18 protein-coding genes and 1 tRNA gene are annotated in these 19,952 nt (G+C 68.3%); 7 read left to right on the plus strand and 12 right to left on the minus strand.

The genetic code is table 11. The features are described from left to right. Nucleotides 1-33 precede the first annotated feature (33 nt). The 4 genes from HUS56_RS14865 (at nucleotide 34) to HUS56_RS14880 (ending at nucleotide 5,229) form a co-directional block, all read left to right on the plus strand. Nucleotides 34-609, plus strand: coding sequence for a DUF3000 domain-containing protein (locus tag HUS56_RS14865; protein WP_173924619.1), 576 nt, complete (start codon nucleotides 34-36; stop codon nucleotides 607-609). Continuing rightward, nucleotides 602-1,798, plus strand: coding sequence for an HRDC domain-containing protein (locus tag HUS56_RS14870; protein WP_173924189.1), 1,197 nt, complete (start codon nucleotides 602-604; stop codon nucleotides 1,796-1,798). Before HUS56_RS14865 ends, HUS56_RS14870 begins: the two co-directional genes overlap by 8 nt. Before the next feature lie 78 nt (nucleotides 1,799-1,876). Then, nucleotides 1,877-3,091: a thiolase family protein gene (locus HUS56_RS14875; protein WP_173924190.1), complete on the plus strand. Its 1,215-nt coding sequence runs from the start codon at nucleotides 1,877-1,879 to the stop codon at nucleotides 3,089-3,091. Continuing rightward, on the plus strand, nucleotides 3,088-5,229 hold the full coding sequence (locus HUS56_RS14880; RefSeq protein WP_173924191.1) for a 3-hydroxyacyl-CoA dehydrogenase NAD-binding domain-containing protein: 2,142 nt from the start codon (nucleotides 3,088-3,090) through the stop codon (nucleotides 5,227-5,229). Before HUS56_RS14875 ends, HUS56_RS14880 begins: the two co-directional genes overlap by 4 nt. Nucleotides 5,230-5,302: 73 nt before the next feature. Here HUS56_RS14880 and dxs read toward each other — a convergent pair whose 3' ends face one another. The 5 genes from dxs to dut form a co-directional block, all read right to left on the minus strand. Further along, nucleotides 5,303-7,249 (minus strand): 1-deoxy-D-xylulose-5-phosphate synthase, encoded by a 1,947-nt coding sequence (dxs, locus tag HUS56_RS14885; protein WP_173924192.1) that lies wholly within the window; start codon nucleotides 7,247-7,249, stop codon nucleotides 5,303-5,305. A 165-nt stretch (nucleotides 7,250-7,414) separates the two neighbouring features. Then, nucleotides 7,415-10,231, minus strand: coding sequence for an aconitate hydratase (locus HUS56_RS14890; protein WP_173924193.1), 2,817 nt, complete (start codon nucleotides 10,229-10,231; stop codon nucleotides 7,415-7,417). A gap of 155 nt (nucleotides 10,232-10,386) precedes the next feature. After that, a complete protein-coding gene (locus HUS56_RS14895) occupies nucleotides 10,387-11,280 on the minus strand; it encodes a DUF3159 domain-containing protein (RefSeq protein ID WP_173924194.1) in 894 nt (297 codons plus the stop codon). Beyond that, a complete protein-coding gene (locus HUS56_RS14900) occupies nucleotides 11,280-11,903 on the minus strand; it encodes a DUF3710 domain-containing protein (protein WP_173924195.1) in 624 nt (207 codons plus the stop codon). The genes HUS56_RS14895 and HUS56_RS14900 overlap by 1 nt, the downstream gene beginning before the upstream one ends. A 70-nt stretch (nucleotides 11,904-11,973) precedes the next feature. Continuing rightward, nucleotides 11,974-12,432 carry a dUTP diphosphatase gene (gene dut / locus HUS56_RS14905; RefSeq protein WP_173924196.1) on the minus strand — a complete coding sequence of 153 codons (459 nt, stop codon included), beginning with the start codon at nucleotides 12,430-12,432 and terminating at the stop codon, nucleotides 11,974-11,976. A 38-nt stretch (nucleotides 12,433-12,470) separates the two neighbouring features. Between dut and HUS56_RS14910 the strand changes: the two genes are divergently transcribed. After that, nucleotides 12,471-12,935: a DUF3093 domain-containing protein gene (locus tag HUS56_RS14910; RefSeq protein ID WP_173924197.1), complete on the plus strand. Its 465-nt coding sequence runs from the start codon at nucleotides 12,471-12,473 to the stop codon at nucleotides 12,933-12,935. Here the strand turns inward: HUS56_RS14910 and HUS56_RS14915 are convergent. Continuing rightward, a complete protein-coding gene (locus tag HUS56_RS14915) occupies nucleotides 12,932-13,225 on the minus strand; it encodes a DUF4193 domain-containing protein (protein ID WP_173924198.1) in 294 nt (97 codons plus the stop codon). The genes HUS56_RS14910 and HUS56_RS14915 overlap by 4 nt on opposite strands. A 192-nt stretch (nucleotides 13,226-13,417) precedes the next feature. Here HUS56_RS14915 and sepH point away from each other — a divergent pair, with 192 nt between their 5' ends. Together sepH and HUS56_RS14925 are read left to right on the plus strand one after the other, a co-directional pair. Further along, entirely contained in the window at nucleotides 13,418-14,494 is a 1,077-nt protein-coding gene (gene sepH / locus HUS56_RS14920) for a septation protein SepH (protein WP_173924199.1), read from the plus strand. A gap of 68 nt (nucleotides 14,495-14,562) precedes the next feature. Beyond that, nucleotides 14,563-14,847: a hypothetical protein gene (locus HUS56_RS14925; protein WP_173924200.1), complete on the plus strand. Its 285-nt coding sequence runs from the start codon at nucleotides 14,563-14,565 to the stop codon at nucleotides 14,845-14,847. Between the two features lie 14 nt (nucleotides 14,848-14,861). On the opposite strand, the gene clpX is transcribed toward HUS56_RS14925, so the two are convergent. The 6 genes from clpX to HUS56_RS14955 form a co-directional block, all read right to left on the minus strand. After that, nucleotides 14,862-16,139 (minus strand): ATP-dependent Clp protease ATP-binding subunit ClpX, encoded by a 1,278-nt coding sequence (gene clpX, locus HUS56_RS14930; protein ID WP_173924201.1) that lies wholly within the window; start codon nucleotides 16,137-16,139, stop codon nucleotides 14,862-14,864. A 184-nt stretch (nucleotides 16,140-16,323) separates the two neighbouring features. Then, nucleotides 16,324-16,992 (minus strand): ATP-dependent Clp protease proteolytic subunit, encoded by a 669-nt coding sequence (locus tag HUS56_RS14935; RefSeq protein ID WP_173924202.1) that lies wholly within the window; start codon nucleotides 16,990-16,992, stop codon nucleotides 16,324-16,326. Between the two features lie 26 nt (nucleotides 16,993-17,018). Further along, nucleotides 17,019-17,606, minus strand: coding sequence for an ATP-dependent Clp protease proteolytic subunit (locus tag HUS56_RS14940; RefSeq protein ID WP_173924203.1), 588 nt, complete (start codon nucleotides 17,604-17,606; stop codon nucleotides 17,019-17,021). A gap of 73 nt (nucleotides 17,607-17,679) precedes the next feature. Then, nucleotides 17,680-18,240 (minus strand): tetratricopeptide repeat protein, encoded by a 561-nt coding sequence (locus tag HUS56_RS14945; protein ID WP_173924204.1) that lies wholly within the window; start codon nucleotides 18,238-18,240, stop codon nucleotides 17,680-17,682. 65 nt (nucleotides 18,241-18,305) lie between these two features. Beyond that, nucleotides 18,306-19,730: a trigger factor gene (gene tig / locus HUS56_RS14950; RefSeq protein ID WP_173924205.1), complete on the minus strand. Its 1,425-nt coding sequence runs from the start codon at nucleotides 19,728-19,730 to the stop codon at nucleotides 18,306-18,308. A 51-nt stretch (nucleotides 19,731-19,781) separates the two neighbouring features. After that, nucleotides 19,782-19,855 (minus strand) — tRNA-Pro (locus tag HUS56_RS14955). Between the last annotated feature and the right edge of the window lie 97 nt (nucleotides 19,856-19,952).

Below are 19,952 nucleotides of genomic sequence, written 5' to 3' on the forward strand. Positions count from 1 at the left end.
AGACTCTAGTCTGCACACGTGCCCGACTCAGCGATGCTTCAGCCACCCGAGTTCGCGGCCGCACTCGATGCGCTGCGTGCGGCCTCGCCGCGATCGGAGTTGCGCATCACCGAGATCCCCGCACCCGGGTCGCTGGCCCCGTTCGCGGCCGCGCTCGCAGCCGACGTGGCGCCCGGGCGGCACGGCGAGGACTCCGAGCTCGGAACCGGGCGCTTCGTGCTGCTCTACGACCCCGATGAGCCCGAGGCGTGGGGCGGGCGGTTCCGAATCGTCTGCTTCGCCCAGGCGCCGCTCGAGACGGACATCGGGCTCGACCCGTTCCTCGCGGATGTCGCATGGTCGTGGCTCGTCGATGCGCTCGACGCGCGGGGTGCCCGATACATCGCGGCATCCGGGACCGCGACCAAGATCCTCTCCACCGGCTTCGGAGAATTGGCGAGGCAGGGTGACGGCGCGCAGATCGAGGTCCGAGCCTCTTGGACGCCGCTCGATGCCGATGTCGGGCCGCATGTGGAAGGCTGGGGCGAGTTGTTGTGCATGCTCGCAGGGCTGCCACCCCGTTCCGAGGGGGTGACGGCGCTGCCCCGACGGAGGAAGAACCGTGGATGAGTTCCGGGTGATCGAGTCACCCGCCGAGTTCCGTGACGCGGTTCGACGCCTCGCGGACGGCGACGGCCCCGTCGCCGTCGACGCGGAGCGCGCCAGTGGATTCCGCTACTCGCAGCGTGCGTATCTCATCCAGATGTATCGCCGCGAAGCCGGCACCTTCCTCTTCGACCCGCCGCAGATTCCCGACTTCGGGGAGCTCCAGCAGGCCGTCGCCTCCGAAGAGTGGGTCCTGCACGCGGCGAGCCAGGATCTCGCCTGCCTGCGCGAGGTCGGCCTCGACCCCGACCACATCTTCGACACCGAGCTCGCCGCCCGGCTGCTCGGGATGCCGCGGGTCGGCCTCGCGTCGGTCGTCGAGGAACTGCTGGACATCAAGCTGGCCAAGGAGCACTCGGCCGCCGACTGGTCCACGCGACCGCTCCCGCAGGCCTGGCTCACGTACGCGGCCCTCGATGTCGAGTTGCTCGTCGACGTCCGCGACCGGCTCGCCGAGCGGCTTGCCGAGACCGAGAAGCTCGAACTCGCCAGGCAGGAGTTCGACGCGGTGCTCCATCGCGAGGCGAAGGCGCCCTCCGCTGAACCGTGGCGCCGGCTCTCGGGCATCCACGCCGTTCGCAATCCCCGCAATCTCGCGGTCGCCAGAGAGCTCTGGCTCGCTCGTGACGCGCGCGCCGCCGAACTCGACGTCGCTCCCGGGCGCATGATTCCGGATGCCGCGATCCTCGCCGTCGCGAAGTCGCTGCCGCGCAGCCGTCGTGCGCTCGCAGACCTCCGGGAGTTCACCGGTCGCGCGAGTCGAACGGAGCTCGACCGGTGGTGGACGGCGGTGGAGCGCGGACTCGCATCCGAGGAGCTGCCCGCGCTGCGCGTGCCGACCGACTCGCCTCCCCCGCCCCGTGTCTGGGCGATGCGCAATCCCGAGGCCGATGCCAGGCTTCGGCTCGCGAAGACCGCGCTCGCCGAGATCGCGGAGCAGCTCGAGATGCCCGTCGAGAACCTGTTGACCCCCGACCACCTTCGCCGTGTGGCGTGGACCCCGCCCCCGACGCCCGATGCCTCCTCCATCGGCGCCGCCCTGTCCGACCTCGGGTCACGCCCGTGGCAGGTTGAGGCGACCGCACAGACGATCGCGGATGCCTTTGTCGAGGCATCACAAACCGTGCAAGACGCCGTGACGGACGCTTCGTAGGTTCCAGCAACCGATTCAGCACGCCTCGAAGGCGTTCGTAGGATCGAGGGACCGTGACCGAAGACAGGGAGCTGCAGCGTGGCTGAACGAGCTGAAGTCGTGTTCGTCGACGGGGTCCGCACCCCGTTCGGGCGAGCCGGCGAAAAGGGCATGTACTGGAACACAAGGGCCGATGATCTCGTCGTGAAGGCGATCGTCGGGCTCCTCGAGCGCAACCCCAACGTGCCGAAAGACCGCATCGACGACGTCGCGATCGCGGCCACCACGCAGACCGGCGACCAGGGCCTGACCATCGGGCGATCGGCCGCGATCCTCGCGGGCATCCCGAAGACCGTGCCGGGCTTCGCGATCGATCGCATGTGCGCCGGGGCGATGACCTCGGCCGCGATGATGGCCGGCTCCATCGGCTTCGGCATGTACGACCTCGCCATCGCGGGCGGCGTGGAGCACATGGGGCACCACCCGATGGGCTCGGGGGTCGACCCCAACCCACGATTCCTGAGCGAGAAGCTGGTCGGAGAGGACGCGCTCGTGATGGGCGCCACGGCTGAGCGGATCCACGACCGGTTCCCGCAGCTCACCAAGGAGCGCAGCGACCGCTACGCGCTCGCCAGCCAGCAGAAGACGGCCGCCGCCTACGAGGCCGGCAAGATCCAGCAGGACCTCGTGCAGGTCGCCATCCGCACCGAGGAGGGCTGGGGACTGGCGACGCGCGACGAGGCCATGCGACCCGAAACCACCCTCGAGGGCCTCGCCACGCTGAAGACCCCGTTCCGCCCGCACGGGCGCATCACGGCCGGCAACGCCTCGGGCCTGAACGATGGTGCGACGGCCGCGATCCTCGCCTCCGGCGCCGCGGCGAAGGAGCTCGGCCTCACTCCCAAGATGAAGCTCGTCAGCTACGCGTTCGCCGGAGTGGACCCCGAGATCATGGGGATCGGGCCGATCCCGTCGACCGAGAAGGCCCTCCGCAAAGCCGGCCTCACGATCGACGACATCGACCTCTTCGAGATCAACGAGGCGTTCGCGGTCCAGGTGCTCTCGTTCCTCGACCTCTACGGCATCGCCGACGACGACCCGCGGGTGAACCCGTGGGGCGGCGCGATCGCCGTCGGCCACCCGCTCGCCTCGTCCGGGGTGCGCCTCATGAACCAGCTCGCGAGCCAGTTCACCGAGCGCCCCGATGTGCGCTACGGCATCACGACCATGTGCGTCGGCCTCGGGCAGGGCGGCACGATGATCTGGGAGAACCCGAACTTCGACAAGAAGGCAGCGAAGAAGGCACGCCGATGACGGACTACACGACCATCGACTTCGACGCCCTGGTGGCGCTCGCCGGTGACGACGAGGTCGTGACCCACTCGTATGTGCGAGACGTGCCACTCTCGTCGGGCAGGACGCTCGCCCTCGTCACGCTCGACAACGGCCGCGACCACACCCGGCCCAACACGTTGGGCGCCGCCACGCTGCTCGAGTACGCGAGAACGCTCGACGACCTGAAGTCGCGTGCCGCGGCCGATGAGATTCACGCGGTCGCCGTCACGGGCAAGCCGTTCATCCTCGCCGCCGGCGCCGACCTCTCGAAGGTCGCCGACATCCCCGACAAGGAGACGGCGAAGAAGTTCGTGCAGCTCGGCCACTACGCACTCGCCAAGCTCGGCGAGGTCGGCGTGCCGTCCTTCACGTTCTACAACGGTCTGGCGCTCGGCGGCGGCCTCGAGATCGGCCTGCACGCCGACTACCGCACGGTCGATGCCTCCGCGCCGGCGCTCGCGCTGCCCGAGGTGTTCCTCGGCCTCATCCCCGGCTGGGGCGGGGCAACGATCCTGCCGAACCTCATCGGCATCGAGAACGCCCTCAAGGTGATCATCGAGAACCCCCTCAAGCAGAACCGCACCCTCAAGGGCCAGGACGCCTTCGACCTCGGAATCGCCGACGCGATCTTCCCCTCGGTGAACTTCCTCGAGGACTCCATCCGGTGGGCCGACGACGTGATCTCGGGCCGCATCAAGGTGAAGCGGCCCAACGAACCGGGCAAGGTGGAGCGCCTCGTGAAGTGGGACGCGGCCATCGGCATCGCCACCAAGATGCTGAAGGCCCGCATCGGGTCGGTTCCGCAGTCCCCGTACGCGGCGCTCGACCTCATGAAGGCGGCGAAGAGCGGCACCCGCGCCGAGGGGTTCCGGCGGGAAGACGAAATGCTCGCCGACCTCATCGCCGGAGACCAGCTCCAGGCATCCGTCTACGCATTCAACCTCGTGCAGAAGCGCACGAAGCGCCCGGCCGGGGCACCCGACAAGGAGCTGGCCAAGAAGGTCACCAAGGTCGGCGTGCTCGGCGCGGGATACATGGCGGGCCAGCTCGCACTGCTCTTCGTTCGGCGCCTGCGCGTGCCGGTGGTGATCACCGACATCGACCAGGAGCGCGTCGACAAGGGCGTCGGGTACATCACGAGCGAGATCGACGCGCTGCTCGGCAAGGGCCGCATCTCGCCCGACGAAGCCAGCCGCCTGAGGGCGCTCGTCACCGGAACGACCGACAAGGCCGACTTCGCCGACTGCGACTGGGTCATCGAGGCCGTCTTCGAGGAGCTCCAGATCAAGCAGGACGTGTTCGCGGAGATCGAGAAGGTGGTCTCGCCCGAGGCCGTGCTCGCGACGAACACCTCGTCGCTCTCGGTGGAGCAGATCGGCGCGAAGCTCGAGCACCCTGAGCGCCTCGTCGGGTTCCACTTCTTCACGCCGGTGGCAGTCATGCCGTTGATCGAGGTCGTGAAGACGCCGCAGACCGATGACGCCACGCTGGCGACGGCGATGGTCACCGCGAAGAACCTGAAGAAGAACGCCGTCATCACCGCAGACACCCCGGGTTTCGTCGTCAACCGGCTGCTCGCGGTGCTCCTCGGAGAGGCGATGCGGGCGGTCGACGAGGGCACGTCCTTCGAGACCGTCGACCAGGCGATCGCACCGCTCGGACTGCCGATGGCGCCGTCGACGCTGCTCGACCTCGTCGGCCTGAAGGTGGGCGCCCACGTGCTCGACACGCACCACGCGGCATTCCCCGACCGGTTCTATCGCAGCGAGAACCTGCACAAGCTCGCCGAATACGGCACCCTGCTCGACAAGGACGACAAGGGCAAGGTCAAGGGCTTCGACAGGGGCGCCCTGAAGATCGTGTCGGGTGGCAGGAATCCGCGGAGCGCCGACGACATCCTGATCGCCCTCCAAGACGGCCTGGCGCGTGAAGCACGGCTCATGCTCGACGACGGCGTGGTTGCGGCCCCCGAGGACATCGACCTCTGCATGATCCTCGGCGCAGGGTTCCCGTTGCAGATGGGCGGCCTCACCCCCTATCTCGATCGGGTCGGTGCGTCCGAGCGGGTCTTCGGCGACACGTTCCACCACCCACCCGTGAAGGGCGTGGGCGCGTAGGAGCGCGATCGACGAAACGGCCTCCGGGTTCCGACATGGATCCGGAGGCCGTTTCCGTTCGTGTCGGGATGCCTCAGACGCGCGGTTGCGGGCGTGTATCCGTCGAGACGTGCTCGAGACCGGCGCCCCGTGCGTGCGGAAGCTTGGAGCCCAGCACCATCCCAGTCACGTCCCGAGCGATCTGCTGCGGAGTGAGACCGACTCGCTCGAGGATGTCGTTGCGCGAGCCGTGCTCGAGGAACTCGTCGGGTAGGCCGATCTCGGTGACGGCGGTGTCGACGTCTGCTTCCCGCAGGTCCTGACGGATGCGCGTGCCGATGCCGCCCACGCGGACACCGTCCTCGATGCTCACCACGATCCGATGGTCGCGGGCCAGGCCGATGACGCTCGTCGGAACCGGCACCACCCAGCGCGGGTCGACGACGGTCGCGCCGATGCCCTGAGCACCCAGTCGCTCGGCGACCTGGAGGCCGATGCCGGCCATCGGTCCGACCGTGACGAGCAGCACGTCCTTGCGGTCGGACTCGGCGAGCACATCCACGCCATCGTCGGTGCGGCGAAGTGCCGGATACTCGACGCCGACCGTGCCCTTCGGGAACCGCAGGACGGTCGGACCGTCGTCGACGGCGACCGCCTCACCGAGCTCCTCGGCCAATCGCACGGAATCGCGCGGAGCCGCGAGCCGGATGCCCGGCACGACCTGCAGGATCGAGAGGTCCCAGACGCCGTGGTGGCTCGGACCGTCGGGGCCGGTGACGCCCGCGCGGTCGAGCACGAACGTGACCCCGGCCTTGTGCAACGCGACATCCATCAGCACTTGATCGAACGCGCGATTGATGAACGTGGCGTAGACGGCGACCACGGGGTGCAGCCCGCCGAACGCGAGGCCGGCGGCCGAAGTCGCGGCGTGCTGCTCTGCGATTCCGACGTCGAAGACCCGGTTGGGGAAGCGTTCGGCCATGCGGTGCAGACCCGTCGGGCGCAACATCGCCGCGGTGATCCCGACGAGGCGCTCATCGTTCTCGGCGAGACGCACGAGTTCATCGGCGAACACGCTCGTCCAGGATGGAGCGGAGCTCGACTCCAGCGATTCCCCCGTCTCGGGGTCGATCTGACCCACCGCGTGGAACTGGTCGGCGACGTCGCGCCGCGCCGGCTCGTAGCCGCGACCCTTGTCGGTGATGGCGTGCACGATCACCGGGGCGCCGTAGTCCTTGGCCTGTCGCAGCGCCTCCTCCATCGCCCGCTCGTCGTGGCCGTCGATGGGGCCCACGTACTTGATATCGAGGTTGGAGTAGAGCGCCTCGTTGTCGGTGAATCGGCTGAGGAAGCCGTGGAGGCCGCCGCGCACGCCCCGATAGAAGGCACGGCCGGGGGCGCCGAGCCGGTCGAAGGCCCGTCGGCTCGACAGGTGCAGGTTGCGGTAGCCCTGCTTGGTGCGCACGGAATTGAGGAACCGCGCCATGCCGCCGATGGTGGGGGCGTACGAACGACCGTTGTCGTTGACGACGACGATGAGCTTTCGCGTGTTGTCGTCGGAGATGTTGTTGAGGGCCTCCCACGTCATGCCGCCCGTGAGTGCACCGTCGCCGACGACCGCGATGACGTGGCGGTCGTGTTGACCGGTCATCTCGAACGCCTTCGAGATTCCGTCGGCCCACGACAGGGAGCTCGACGCGTGGGAGCTCTCCACGATGTCGTGCTCCGACTCCGCCCGCTGCGGATAACCGGCCAGTCCACCCGTCTGGCGCAGCGTGGAGAGATCGCGGCGACCGGTCAGCAGCTTGTGGACGTACGACTGGTGCCCGGTGTCGAAGACGATGGCGTCACGTGGCGAGTCGAAGACGCGGTGGATGGCGATCGTCATCTCGACGACACCGAGGTTCGGCCCGAGGTGTCCGCCCGTCTTCGAGACCGACGCGACGAGGTACTCGCGAATCTCGCGCGCGAGTCGGTCGAGTTCGTCGGGACGCAGCGCGTCGAGATCGCGCGGTCCTGAGATGTTCTCGAGCAGCGTCATGCGGTAGGGCCTTCGTGGTCGGGCGGCGATCGCCGCGATCGGGGTCGAGTCTACGCCGCACAGACTGGGAGGCAGAGAAGAGTCCGGGGCGGCGACATCACGGTGTCGCCGCCCCGGACTCGAGACCCACTCGGACGTGGGACTGGAGGACGCGCGTTCTCGCTCTCAGACGAGGGAGCGCAGCACGTACTGCAGGATTCCGCCGTTGCGGTAGTAGTCGGCCTCACCCGGCGTGTCGATCCGCACGACCGCGTCGAACTCGACGGGCTGCTTGCCCTCGGCCGAGTGCTCACTGGGGGCAGCGACGACGTGCACGGTGCGCGGCGTCGTGCCCTCGTTGAGCTGCTCGAGACCCGTGATCGAGACGACCTCGGTTCCATCCAGGCCGAGCGAATCGGCAGTCTCACCCGCAGGGAACTGGAGCGGCACGACACCCATGCCGATGAGGTTCGAGCGGTGGATGCGCTCGAAGCTCTCGGTGATGACCGCCTTCACGCCGAGGAGGTTGGTGCCCTTCGCCGCCCAGTCGCGCGAGGAGCCCGAACCGTACTCCTTGCCACCGAAGATCACGAGCGGGATGCCCTGATCCTGGTAGTTCATGGCCGCGTCGTAGATGAACGACTGCGGGCCGCCCTCCTGCGTGAAATCGCGGGTGTACCCGCCCTCCACGCCGTCGAGCAGCTGGTTCTTCAGGCGGATGTTCGCGAAGGTTCCGCGGATCATCACCTCGTGGTTGCCGCGACGGGAGCCGTAGGAGTTGAAGTCCTTCCGATCGACGCCATGCTCGGTGAGGTAGAGGCCCGCGGGACTGTCGGCCTTGATCGAACCCGCAGGGCTGATGTGATCGGTGGTGACCGAGTCGCCGAGCTTCGCGAGCACGCGCGCACCGACGATGTCGGTGACCGGGTTGATCTCCATCGTCATGCCCTCGAAGTACGGGGGCTTGCGGACGTACGTCGACGTCTCGTCCCACTCGAAGACCGCACCCGTCGGAGTGGGCAGCGTCTTCCACCGCTCGTCGCCCTCGAACACGCTCGCGTACTGCGAGTCGAACATCTCCGTCGAGATCGACGAGTCGATGGTCGCCTGGACCTCCTCGGCGCTGGGCCAGATGTCCTTGAGGAACACGTCGTTCCCGTCGTGGTCCTTGCCCAGGGTGTCGGTCTCGAAGTCGAAGTTCATCGACCCCGCCAGGGCATAGGCGATCACGAGCGGCGGCGACGCGAGGTAGTTCATCTTCACGTCGGGGTTGATGCGGCCCTCGAAGTTGCGGTTGCCCGAGAGCACCGCCGTCACTGCGAGGTCGTGCTCGTTGACCGCGGCCGAGACCTCTTCGATCAGCGGGCCCGAGTTGCCGATGCAGGTCGTGCAGCCGTAGCCGACGGTGTGGAACCCGAGCGCCTCGAGGTCGTCGTTGAGACCCGCCTCGCGGTAGTACTCGGTGACGACCTTGGACCCCGGAGCCATGGTGGTCTTGACCCATGGCTTGCTCTTCAGGCCCTTCCTCGCCGCGTTGCGGGCGAGCAGGCCTGCCGCGAGCATCACCGACGGGTTGGACGTGTTGGTGCAGGAGGTGATCGCCGCGATGGTGACGGCACCGTTGTCGATGATGTACGGGTCGCCGTCGGCGCGCTCGATCTTCACGGGGTGCGAGACCTCGCTCGGTCCGCCGCTGTTGATGTGCACGGGACGGGTCTCGTTGTCCTCTTCGCCGGGCACGGCACCGGGGTCGGATGCCGGGAACGAGTGCTTCGACTCGAGGTCGACGATGTCGCAGGTGGTGCTCGGCTTGGCGTAGTCGACGATGTCCTTCTCGAACTGCGACTTCGCCTCGGCGAGGAGGATACGGTCCTGGGGACGCTTCGGACCGGCGATCGAGGGCACCACCGTCGACAGGTCGAGTTCGAGGTACTCGCTGAACGACGGCTCGTTCGCCGGCTCGTGCCACAGGCCCTGAGCCTTCGAGTAGGCCTCGACGAGGGCGACCTGCTCGTCACTCCGGCCGGTGAGGCGCAGGTAGTCGAGGGTGACGTCGTCGATGGGGAAGATCGCCGCGGTCGAGCCGAACTCGGGACTCATGTTGCCGATGGTCGCGCGGTTCGCGAGGGGCACCGAGGCGACGCCGGCGCCGTAGAACTCCACGAACTTGCCCACCACCCCGTGCTGGCGGAGCATGTCGGTGATCGTCAGCACGACATCGGTCGCGGTGACCCCGGTCGGGATCTGACCCGTGAGCTTGAAGCCCACCACACGCGGAATGAGCATCGAGACCGGCTGGCCCAGCATGGCCGCCTCAGCTTCGATACCGCCGACGCCCCATCCGAGAACCCCGAGGCCGTTGACCATGGTGGTGTGCGAGTCGGTGCCGACGCAGGTGTCGGGGTAGGCACGAAGCACGCCGCCGACCTCGCGGGTGTAGGTCACCTTGGCCAGGTGCTCGATATTCACCTGGTGCACGATGCCGGTGCCCGGCGGGACGACCTTGAAGTCGTCGAACGCCGTCTGGCCCCAGCGCAGGAACTGGTAGCGCTCGCCGTTGCGCTGGTACTCGATCTCGACGTTGCGCTCGAAGGCGTCGGCTCGGCCGAACAGGTCGGCGATCACGGAGTGGTCGATGACGAGCTCGGCCGGCGAGAGCGGGTTGATCTTGGTCGGGTCGCCGCCGAGCTCGGCGACGGCCTCGCGCATGGTCGCGAGGTCGACGATGCAGGGCACCCCCGTGAAGTCCTGCATGATGACGCGTGCCGGCGTGAACTGGATCTCGGTGTCGGGCTCGGCGTCGGGATTCCAGGACCCGAGGGCCTCGATCTGCTCCTTGGTGACGTTCGCACCGTCTTCGGTGCGCAACAGGTTCTCGAGCAGGACCTTCAGGCTGAACGGCAGCCTGTCGTGACCGGGCACGGTGTCGAGCCGGAAGATCTCGTAGGACTTGTCACCGACGTGGAGCGTGTCCCTCGCCCCGAAACTGTTCACTGCAGACACGATGTCCTCTCCTTCGCGGATGCCACGCGAACACGCCGCCGGCACTCCATCCTTGCGCCAGCCAACGGGGGCGGTCCAGCAAGGGTCACCTAAGCGCCTGCCCCGCCATCAGTCCACGCAGTTCGCGGATTTATCTTGATATCGAGATAACTGTATCACTCGCTCGCGTGGGTGCGCGACGGGTAGACGGCGCGCACGACGAGCCACGTGAAGACGAGCAGAAGGGCATAGAGCGGCACACCCATGAGCAGGCGGGTGACGCCGAGCGCCTCGACGTTGTCGGCGAGGTAGAGCGGCACCTGCACGACGAGGCGGGCGATGAAGAACCCGATCCAGACGAGCGTGAGGAACTGGGCGGCGCGGTACCGGCGCCGGTCGGCACGCCACGCCGTCCCGTCTCCCATGAGGAACCCGACGACCAGCCCGACCGCGGGCCAGCGTACGAGGATCGAGATGAACAGGGCGACCGCGTACGCCGCGTTCGTGAAGAACCCCAGCACGTAGTTGTCGCGGGCGTCGCCGGTCCAGAGCGCGAGGCCGGCCGAGGCGATCACCCCGATGAGGCCGGCGATCGCCTGGGTCGGCTGGCCCTTCGTCGCGATGCGCACGACGGTGAAGACGACGGCGAGGCCGACGGATGCCGCGAGCGCCGGCACGAGCGCGGCCTGCGGATCCTGCCCGACGACGCTCGTGAGCACGCTGTAGGTCACGAGGAACACGAGGCCGGGCAGCAGCGCCTCGAGGATGCCGCGCACTCCCCCGACCGCCGCGACCAGGTCGCGGGCATCCAGCTTCTCCTCACGCGCGAGCGCCCCGAGGCCGCTCTTCTCGGCGGCGGCCGCGAACTGGCTTGCGAAGTCCGCGGAGTCGGGGCGACCGGCGGCACCGGCGTCGTCGCCGCCGGCGTTCGCGTCGGCCGAGAGGTCGTGCGTCGGCTGACCGGCCGGGCCGTCGTCGGCGCGACCGGGTGTCGCTCGCGCCGGCGGCGGCGCCGCGGCATCCGCCCTCTCGTCGTGACCGGGGTCGTCGGCGGCCTGGGGTCTCTGCATCACTGGGCCGGGGGTGCGCCGGTCGAGGCGGCCGGCATGCGCAGCGGGATGAGGTCGCGGGGCGGCATCGGGGTCGAACCGCGGACGACCACGATGGAACGGAAGAGCTCCTCGACCTGGGCGGCGGCGGCGGGGTCGACGGCGGCCTCGCCCGCGATGACGCCACGGAGGAACCAGCGGGGGCCGTCGACGCCGATGAAGCGCGCCAGCCGCATGTGCCCGGCCTGGCCCTCGGCGGCGGCCACCGGGATCTGGGCGAGCAGTTCGGGGCCGAACGCTCCCTCGCGCACGGTGGTGGTACCGCCCTGACGGGCGATCTGGTCGGCGATCTGCGCTCTGATCTCATGCCAGAGTCCGCTGCTTCGCGGGGCGGCGAACGGCTGCACCTGCAGCGTCGAGTTGGCATAGTCGAGCCCGATCGCGACGACGCGCTTGGTGCCCTCCTCCACTTCGAGGCGCAGGTGAAGCCCCTCGCGGGGCAGCACCTTCACACCGCCGAGATCGACGTACGGGCGAACCGGATTCGCCTCGGACTCGTCGAAGGGCCCCGCGACCGCACGGTCGTCGGGTGCCGACTTGGGCTGATCGACCGGGGTGTCGTCGACGTTCTCGATGTCGCTCATTGTGCTCCTCCTGTCACGCCGCAGCTCCCGCGGCGCGACGTTCGCATGCGCCGTATCCAGGGCCGGATGCTCACACGTTCACTCCTGACCTGTGCTCCCCGAAGCCCGTGGACCCGAATCCCCCTTCGCCGCGTGTGCTTCCCGGCAGCCGCTCGACCTGCACGAATCGGGCGCGGCTCACCGGCATGACGACGAGTTGCGCGATCCGATCGCCGGCCGCGATCTCGTACGACTCGTGCGCGTCGGTGTTCAACAGGGCGACCCGGATCTCACCACGGTATCCCGCGTCGACCGTGCCCGGCGCGTTCACGATCGTGATGCCGTGCTTGAAGGCGAGGCCCGATCGCGGCACGACGAAGGCGACGTAGCCGTCGGGCAGGGCGATCGCGACACCGGTTCCGACGGTGGCGCGACTTCCGGGGGCGAGGACGACGCCCTCTGCCGCATGGAGATCCGCTCCGGCGTCGCCCGGGTGGGCGTACGTGGGGACGCGGTCGGCCGTGATCAGCACATCGACGGAATCGGTCACTGTTCGAGGCTAGTCCAGAAGTCTGATCGAATAGGCCCATGCCCGATTACCGCGAGAAGCTGTGGCCGACGCCATGGATCTACATCGCCTGCCTGCTGCTCGTGCCGGCGAGCATTCTCGTGCTCGCTCCCGTGTCGTTGCCCGCCGGCATCGTGACGGGCGTCATCCTCTACCTCGCGGTGGTGGGCTCGCTCACCATGACGGCACCGGTCATCGAGGTGGCCGATGGGGTGCTTCGCGCCGGTCGCGCCGAGATCCCGTTGGCCCAGACGGGCGAGGCGGTGGCGGCGGATGCCGTCGCAGCGCGTCTCGAGCGGGGAACCGGGCTCGACGCCCGGGCCTTCCTGGTGATCCGCGGCTGGATCGCGCCGGTGGTTCGCGTACCCATCACCGATCCGGGGGACCCTGCCCCGTACTGGTTGCTGTCCAGTCGGCGGCCGGAAGAACTGGCCGCCGCGATCAATCGATCGCGACGGCCTGAGCGTACGGAGGACGGCCTCTAAGAGGCGCATTCCAGGCAGATCGGCCCGACTTTCGTCTCGTGGTCGATCTGCGAACGGTGCTTCACGAGGAAGCAGTTCACGCAGGTGAACTCGTCTGCCTGTGGCGGGAGCACGACTACGTCGAGCTCGACGTCGGAGAGATCCGCACCGGGGAGGTCGAAGCCTCCGGGGTTGTCGGCATCGTCGACGTCCACCACTCCCGACATCTTGTCGGGCACGCGCTCCTTGAGGGCCTCGATCGACTCGGAGTCGTCCTCGGTCTTCCGCGGTGCGTCGTAATCCGTTGCCATTCCCATCCATTTCTTCATCGCCGGAGATTCGGCGGGCATAGTCTGCATCAAATCAGTTGCGTAAGCAAACCACCTTGACTCACGTCCAACTGCTCACTCGTCAACATCCGGCGCGCCCGCGCTATTCCCCGTCGCGCCTTCGCGTGCGTGGCATTCTTGGGCGGAGACGAAGGCACGGAAGGGCTTGTCGCGATGCAGGAACTCAAGGTAATCGGGGTCGAGAACGGCGCGCTGCTCGCCGCCTCCGACGACGGCGCACGCTTCCGGATCGAGATCGACGAGGTCCTGCAGTCGCGGCTCCGCCAGGCGCAGCCCGAACCGCACACCGGCCCGAAGCCCTCGCCTCGCGAGGTGCAGGCGCTCATCCGCTCCGGCCTCTCCGCTGAGGACGTGGCGCAGGTCACGGGCGCTTCGGTCGAGTACGTGCGGCGCTTCGAGGGGCCGGTGCTCGCCGAACGCGAACACGTCGTGACCTCGGCCCTCGCGGTGCCCGTCCACGTGACGACCGACATCGATCCCGCCGAGGAGCTGGCCACGTTCGGCAGCGTCATCCGCGACCGCCTGGCGAAGCTCAACGCTCACGGGGAGCGCTGGGCGAGCTGGAAGGACGAGGAACGCGGATGGATGGTCAAGCTCGAGTTCACCGCCGACTCGATCGACCACGACGCGCGGTGGGGATTCGAGCCGCGCACGCAGTCGCTGCATCCGCTCAATTCCGAGGCGACAACACTGTCGCAGCAGGGTGAGCTGAAGGGCGGACTGATCCCGCGGCTGCGGGCGGTCGGCCCCGAGGTCGACCCCTCGTCGCGGTTCGACAGCGGCGCGTTCACGTTCGAGGAGCCCGAGCACGGCGAGCACGACACCGCGCCGCACCTCGAACCGCTGCCCTATGCGCGGAGCACTCCCCCGGCGTCGAGCCCGGCGGTCGCTCGGGCGGCCATCAAGCGGGCGGACGAGCCGAAGCAGTCCCTCGGCGAGACCGCCGATCTCCTCGAGGCCCTGCGCCGGCGCCGCGGCGAACGGGAGGCCGCCGTCGTTGGTCCCGAGCATCCCGAGCTTCCGATTCCACCGGATCCCGGCACCGACGATCCTGACGACCTCGCGCCGCCCGCAGAGGAGAAGCCCGGAGCCGCTGCCCGGAGCCTCTGGGGTGGCAAGGCCGCGGGCACCGCGACCGGCCCGGCTCGCGGAGCGAAGAAGGGCCGGGCATCGATGCCGAGCTGGGACGAGATCGTCTTCGGCGCCCGGAGCGACGACGACCTCGCCTGATCCCTGCTCCGGGCTCGCCTTCCGGTGCTAGCATTCGAACAGAGTTTCGAATCATCGGGGAGGTCGTCATGGCGGCGCTGCGCGAGTCCGTCGAGGTCTGGACCGGCGATGCGGGCGAGCCCGAACGCCTCGTCTGGCGTGCCCGTCGTTTCCGGGTCACCGACATGCCGACCTCGCTCGTCGGGCCGAGCGAGTGGTGGGCGCCGTTCGCGGGGCACGACATCTCGCCGGGCCGTGTGCCCCTCACGATCGCGGGTTGGCGCTTCCAGGCGAGCACCGACGACGGCGAGACGCACGTGTTCGACGTCGCACACGACGGTCGGCACTGGTGTGTGCTGCGCGTCTTCGACTGAGCTGCTGGCCCGACCTACGCCGACTTCTCGGCCCGGCGCGGCTTGTGCGGAACGATCGTCGGCGCGGCATTGTCGAGCACGGCCGCCTTGGTGACGACGACGCGTGCGACGCCTGTCGACGACGGGACCTCGAACATGATCGGGCCCAGCACTTCTTCGAGGATCGCGCGAAGGCCGCGAGCACCGGTCTGCCGCAGCACCGCCAGGTCGGCGATCGCCTCGAGTGCCGAGGGCTCGAAATCGAGCTCGACCCCGTCGAGTTCGAACATGCGCTGGTACTGCCGCACGAGCGCGTTCTTCGGCTCGGTGAGGATCTCGATGAGCGCGTCGCGATCGAGCGGCGTGACCGTCGCCACGACGGGCAGGCGCCCGATGAACTCGGGGATGAGGCCGAACTTGTGCAGGTCTTCGGGAAGCACCTCGCTGAAGATGTCGGCCTCGGCCTCTTTGCTGTGCAGCGGAGCCCCGAACCCGATGCCGCGCTTTCCGGCGCGAGAGGAGATGATGTCTTCCAGTCCGGCGAAGGCACCCGCCACGATGAACAGGACGTTCGTGGTGTCGATCTGGATGAACTCCTGATGCGGATGCTTCCGCCCGCCCTGCGGCGGCACGGATGCGACGGTGCCCTCGAGGATCTTCAGCAGCGCCTGCTGGACTCCCTCGCCCGAGACATCGCGGGTGATCGACGGGTTCTCGGCCTTGCGGGCGATCTTGTCGACCTCGTCGATGTAGATGATGCCGGTCTCGGCACGCTTCACGTCGTAATCGGCAGCCTGGATGAGCTTCAGGAGGATGTTCTCGACGTCTTCGCCGACGTACCCGGCCTCGGTCAGCGCGGTCGCGTCTGCGACCGCGAACGGAACGTTCAGCTGCTTCGCCAGCGTCTGCGCGAGGTAGGTCTTGCCGCAGCCGGTCGGCCCGATGAGCAGGATGTTCGACTTCGCGATCTCGACGTCGTCACGCGCGTGGTCGGCCGACGTCAACGTCGTGCGAGCTCGCACGCGCTTGTAGTGGTTGTACACGGCGACAGCCAGCGCGCGCTTCGCGGCGTCTTGCCCGATGACGTATTCCTCGAGGAAGGCGAAGATCTCTTTCGGCTTCGGCAGCACGAACTCGCCCGCATCGGTTTCGCCGGCCTCGGCGAGTCGCTCCTCGATGATCTCGTTGCACAGTTCGACGCACTCGTCGCAGATGTAGACGCCCGGCCCCGCGATGAGCTGCTGGACCTGCTTCTGGCTCTTTCCGCAGAACGAGCACTTGAGCAGGTCGGCACTCTCCCCGATGCGTGCCATCGAACCTCCCTGTCGACGAGTCTGTTCCGAGCCTAGCCCGAGATTCGGGCGGCGGGTCATGGCGCGCCCGGATTGTGAACGGTGATGTTCCGCGCACAGCGAATCGGCCTCGACCCGAGGTGCGCGCGCCGCGCGAACGGCCCGGACGCAGGGGCATCCGGGCCGTTCGCTCGATCGGGGGATCTTACGCGGTCAGTGCGGGGACGCTCTTGCGGGAGCTGAGCACCTGGTCGATGAGGCCGTACTCGAGCGCCTCCTCGGCCGACAGGATCTTGTCGCGGTCGATGTCGAGGTTGACCTGCTCCTGCGTGCGGTTCGAGTGGCGCGCCAGCGTCTCCTCGAGCCAGGAGCGCATGCGCATGATCTCGGCGGCCTGGATCTCGATGTCGGACGCCTGGCCGTGACCCGCCTCGCCCATGGCCGGCTGGTGGATGAGCACCCGGGCGTTCGGCAACGCGAGCCGCTTGCCGGGCGTTCCGGCCGCCGCGATCACTGCCGCGGCCGACGCGGCCTGGCCGAGCACGACGGTCTGGATCTGCGGTCGGATGTACTGCATCGTGTCGTAGATCGCGGTCATCGCCGTGAACGAGCCGCCGGGCGAGTTGATGTAGAGGATGATGTCGCGGTCGGGGTCCATGGACTCGAGCACCAGCAGCTGCGCCATGATGTCGTCGGCCGAGGCGTCGTCGACCTGCACGCCGAGGAAGATGATGCGGTCCTCGAAGAGCTTCGCGTAGGGGTCTTGGCGCTTGTAGCCGTAGGCGGTGCGCTCCTCGAAGCTCGGCAGGATGTAGCGCGAGCCGGGGGCCTGGACGCCGTCGAAGGCGGTGCCGCCGAAAGCAGGGATGTTCATTCGCTCGTTCTCTCTTCTCTCGGTGCCTATGCCTGGTCGGTTCCGCCGCCGCCGGACACGTCGAGTGCCGACTCGCGGATGTGGTCGACGAAGCCGTACTCGAGGGCCTCTTGGGCGTTGAACCAACGGTCGCGGTCGCCGTCGGCGTTGATCTGCTCGACCGACTTGCCGGTCTGCGCCGCGGTGATCTCGGCGAGGCGCTTCTTCATGTCGAGGATGAGCTGCGCCTGCGTCTGGATGTCGCTCGCCGTGCCGCCGAAGCCGCCGTGCGGCTGGTGCAGCAGGACCCGGGCATTGGGGGTGATGTACCGCTTCCCCTTGGTGCCGGCGGTCAGGAGCAGCTGACCCATCGAGGCCGCCATGCCGATGCCGACCGTGACGATGTCGTTCGGAACGAACTGCATCGTGTCGTAGATGGCCATGCCCGCCGTGATGGAGCCACCCGGCGAGTTGATGTAGAGGTAGATGTCCTTCTTCGAGTCCTCTGCAGCGAGGAGCAGGAGCTTCGCCGCGATCTCATTGGCGTTCTCATCACGAACCTCTGAACCCAGCCAGATGATGCGGTCCTTCAGCAGTTGATCGAAAACACCGGGGCTGGGTGTCACTTCGGCCATGTGTCGCTCCGTTTCCGTTATCGCGTTCACTCGAATCTATCCGTTGCAACACACGCGAACCGGGCTGTTCGCCCTAGGCGGATGACGTGGTGCTGCGAGCCTCCGCCGTGGCCTCCGCGACCGGGTCGGCGTCTCCGGCACGGTCGCCGGAGACCAGCTCCGCGGCGTACGCCGTCATCGACCGCGTGTAGCGCCGGAGGTGCGGAGCGAGGGCCGTCAGTGCGATGGATGCTCCTCGGCGAGCGTCACCCGCGCTCACGAGGGCGAGCGCGAGGAACGCGGCGACCTCGTCGCGATACGGCGCATCGGGGTGGTCGCGATGCTCGTGCTCGATGAGCCTGAGGGCCTCGGCGACGTCGCCCAGGTTGCGGACGCTGCTCGCGAGCTGCACGACCGCCTGCGGGCGATGCTCGTCGTCGAGGCCCAGCTCGAGGGCCCGGCGGTACAGGGGCACGGCCTGATCGGGGCGACCCGCCGAATCACGGGCACCCGCCCGCTCGAAGACGGCGCGCGCGTCGCTGTCGCCCCGCTCGGCGGCGATCTCGTCGATCCGGGTGATCAGCTCGTCGTCGACGGGCGACCCCGCGGCCTCCTCCCAGACCTCGGCGATGCGCCGCTCCCAGTCGTCGGTCATGCGCTTCCTCCTCGAATGCGGAAGGGCCGGATGCCACGCGGCATCCGGCCCTCGCGGCGGGGCTGTTACTCGGTCTCAGCGTTCTTCCGGCTCGCGCGCTTCTTCTTCGCGGCGGGCTTCTCCTCGACGACCTCGGCATCGTCGGCGGCCTCAGCCTCGACGATCTCCTCGGCCTGCTCGCCGACCTCGGGCCCGCCCTCGGTCTGCTCATCGGCGACGGCGGTGAACTCGGAGAGGTCGACGGCATTGCCGGCGGCATCCGTCACGGTGACCTTGCCGAGGGCGATCGCGAGTGCCTTGTTGCGCGCGACCTCGCCGACCATGGCGGGGATCTGGCCGTTCTGGCTGAGGATCTGCACGAACTCGTTCGGGTCCATGCCGTACTGGGCGGCGCCCTGCACCAGGTACTGGGTCAGCTCGTCCTGGCTGACCTGCACCTTCTCCTTCTCGGCGATCGCGTCGAGCACGATCTGGGTCTTGAAGGCCTTCGTGCTGGACTCGGTGACCTCGGCGCGGTGCTCGTCGTCTTCGAGCCGGCCCTCGGACTCGAGGTGGCGATGCACCTCGTCTTCGATGACGCTGTCGGCGACCGGCACGTCGACGAGTTCGAGGAGCTTGTCGACCAGGAGGTCGCGCGCCTGGGTGCCCTGCCCGAACGACTTGTTGCGGGCGACCTGCTCCCTGAGGCTCTCGGTGAGCTCCTCGAGCGTGTCGAACTCGCTGGCGATCTGCGCGAAGTCGTCGTCGGCCTCGGGAAGCTCACGCTCCTTGACCGCGGTGACGGTCACGGTGATCTCGGCGGTCTCGCCCTCGTGGTCGCCGCCGAGCAGCTTCGACTCGAAGGTCGTGGTCTCGTCGGCGGTCAGCGAGTCGAGGGCCTCGTCGATGCCCTCGAGGAGCTCGCCGGAGCCCAGCTCGTACGAGATGCCGCTCGCCGTGTCGACTTCGGTGCCGTCGATCGTGGCGACGAGGTCGAGCGTGACGAAGTCGCCGGTCTTCGCGGGGCGGTCGACGGTGATGAGCGTGCCGAACCGGCTGCGGAGGCGCTCGAGTTCTTCGTTCACCTCTTCATCGCCGATCTCGACGGAGTCGACGGTCAGCTCGAGGCCTTCGTAGTCGGGCAGCTCGACCTCGGGGCGCACGTCGACCTCGATGGCGAGCAGGAGGTCGCCCGAGAAGTCCTTCTCGTTGGGCCACTCGACGATGTCGGCCTCGGGTCGGCCGAGGGGACGCAGCTCGTGCTCGGTGACCGCCGCGCGGTAGAAGCCGTCGAGGCCCTCGTTCACCGCGTGCTCGAGCACGGCGGCCTTGCCGACCCGCTGGTCGATGATGGGCGGCGGAACCTTTCCCTTGCGGAAGCCCGGCACATTGATCTGCTCGGCGATGTGCTCGTAGGCGTGGGTGATGCTGGGCTTCAGCTCCTCGGGCGTCACCGAGATGGTGAGCTTGGCGCGCGTCGGGCTCAGCTTCTCAACCGAAGTGGTCGGCATGTGGAAGATCTCCTGTTGTGTGGAAGTTCGTGTCGAGACTCGGGCGACCCGTCGGGGCGACAGGATTTGAACCTGCGACCTCCCGCTCCCAAAGCGGGCGCTCTACCAAGCTGAGCTACGCCCCGAGTCGCTGACTCAACTCGTCGGTTCACCCTCACGGGCACGCCGAAACATGCGGCAGCGCGGATGAACCCACGAAAGTCTACTGCACGGGCGCCCGTG

The sequence above is a fragment of the Agromyces sp. Marseille-P2726 genome (genome assembly GCF_902809835.1).
GTDB lineage: Bacteria > Actinomycetota > Actinomycetes > Actinomycetales > Microbacteriaceae > Agromyces.

Coding starts and splice junctions, on each gene's coding strand:
- HUS56_RS14880 (WP_173924191.1), top strand. CDS start 3,088: ATGACGGACTACACGACCATCGACTTCGACGCCCTGGTGGCGCTCGCC.
- HUS56_RS14910 (WP_173924197.1), top strand. CDS start 12,471: ATGCCCGATTACCGCGAGAAGCTGTGGCCGACGCCATGGATCTACATC.
- HUS56_RS14940 (WP_173924203.1), bottom strand. CDS start 17,606: ATGGCCGAAGTGACACCCAGCCCCGGTGTTTTCGATCAACTGCTGAAG.
- clpX (WP_173924201.1), bottom strand. CDS start 16,139: ATGGCACGCATCGGGGAGAGTGCCGACCTGCTCAAGTGCTCGTTCTGC.
- tig (WP_173924205.1), bottom strand. CDS start 19,730: ATGCCGACCACTTCGGTTGAGAAGCTGAGCCCGACGCGCGCCAAGCTC.
- dxs (WP_173924192.1), bottom strand. CDS start 7,249: ATGACGCTGCTCGAGAACATCTCAGGACCGCGCGATCTCGACGCGCTG.
- sepH (WP_173924199.1), top strand. CDS start 13,418: ATGCAGGAACTCAAGGTAATCGGGGTCGAGAACGGCGCGCTGCTCGCC.
- HUS56_RS14915 (WP_173924198.1), bottom strand. CDS start 13,225: ATGGCAACGGATTACGACGCACCGCGGAAGACCGAGGACGACTCCGAG.
- HUS56_RS14925 (WP_173924200.1), top strand. CDS start 14,563: ATGGCGGCGCTGCGCGAGTCCGTCGAGGTCTGGACCGGCGATGCGGGC.
- HUS56_RS14935 (WP_173924202.1), bottom strand. CDS start 16,992: ATGAACATCCCTGCTTTCGGCGGCACCGCCTTCGACGGCGTCCAGGCC.
- HUS56_RS14895 (WP_173924194.1), bottom strand. CDS start 11,280: ATGCAGAGACCCCAGGCCGCCGACGACCCCGGTCACGACGAGAGGGCG.
- HUS56_RS14945 (WP_173924204.1), bottom strand. CDS start 18,240: ATGACCGACGACTGGGAGCGGCGCATCGCCGAGGTCTGGGAGGAGGCC.
- HUS56_RS14865 (WP_173924619.1), top strand. CDS start 34: ATGCTTCAGCCACCCGAGTTCGCGGCCGCACTCGATGCGCTGCGTGCG.
- HUS56_RS14900 (WP_173924195.1), bottom strand. CDS start 11,903: ATGAGCGACATCGAGAACGTCGACGACACCCCGGTCGATCAGCCCAAG.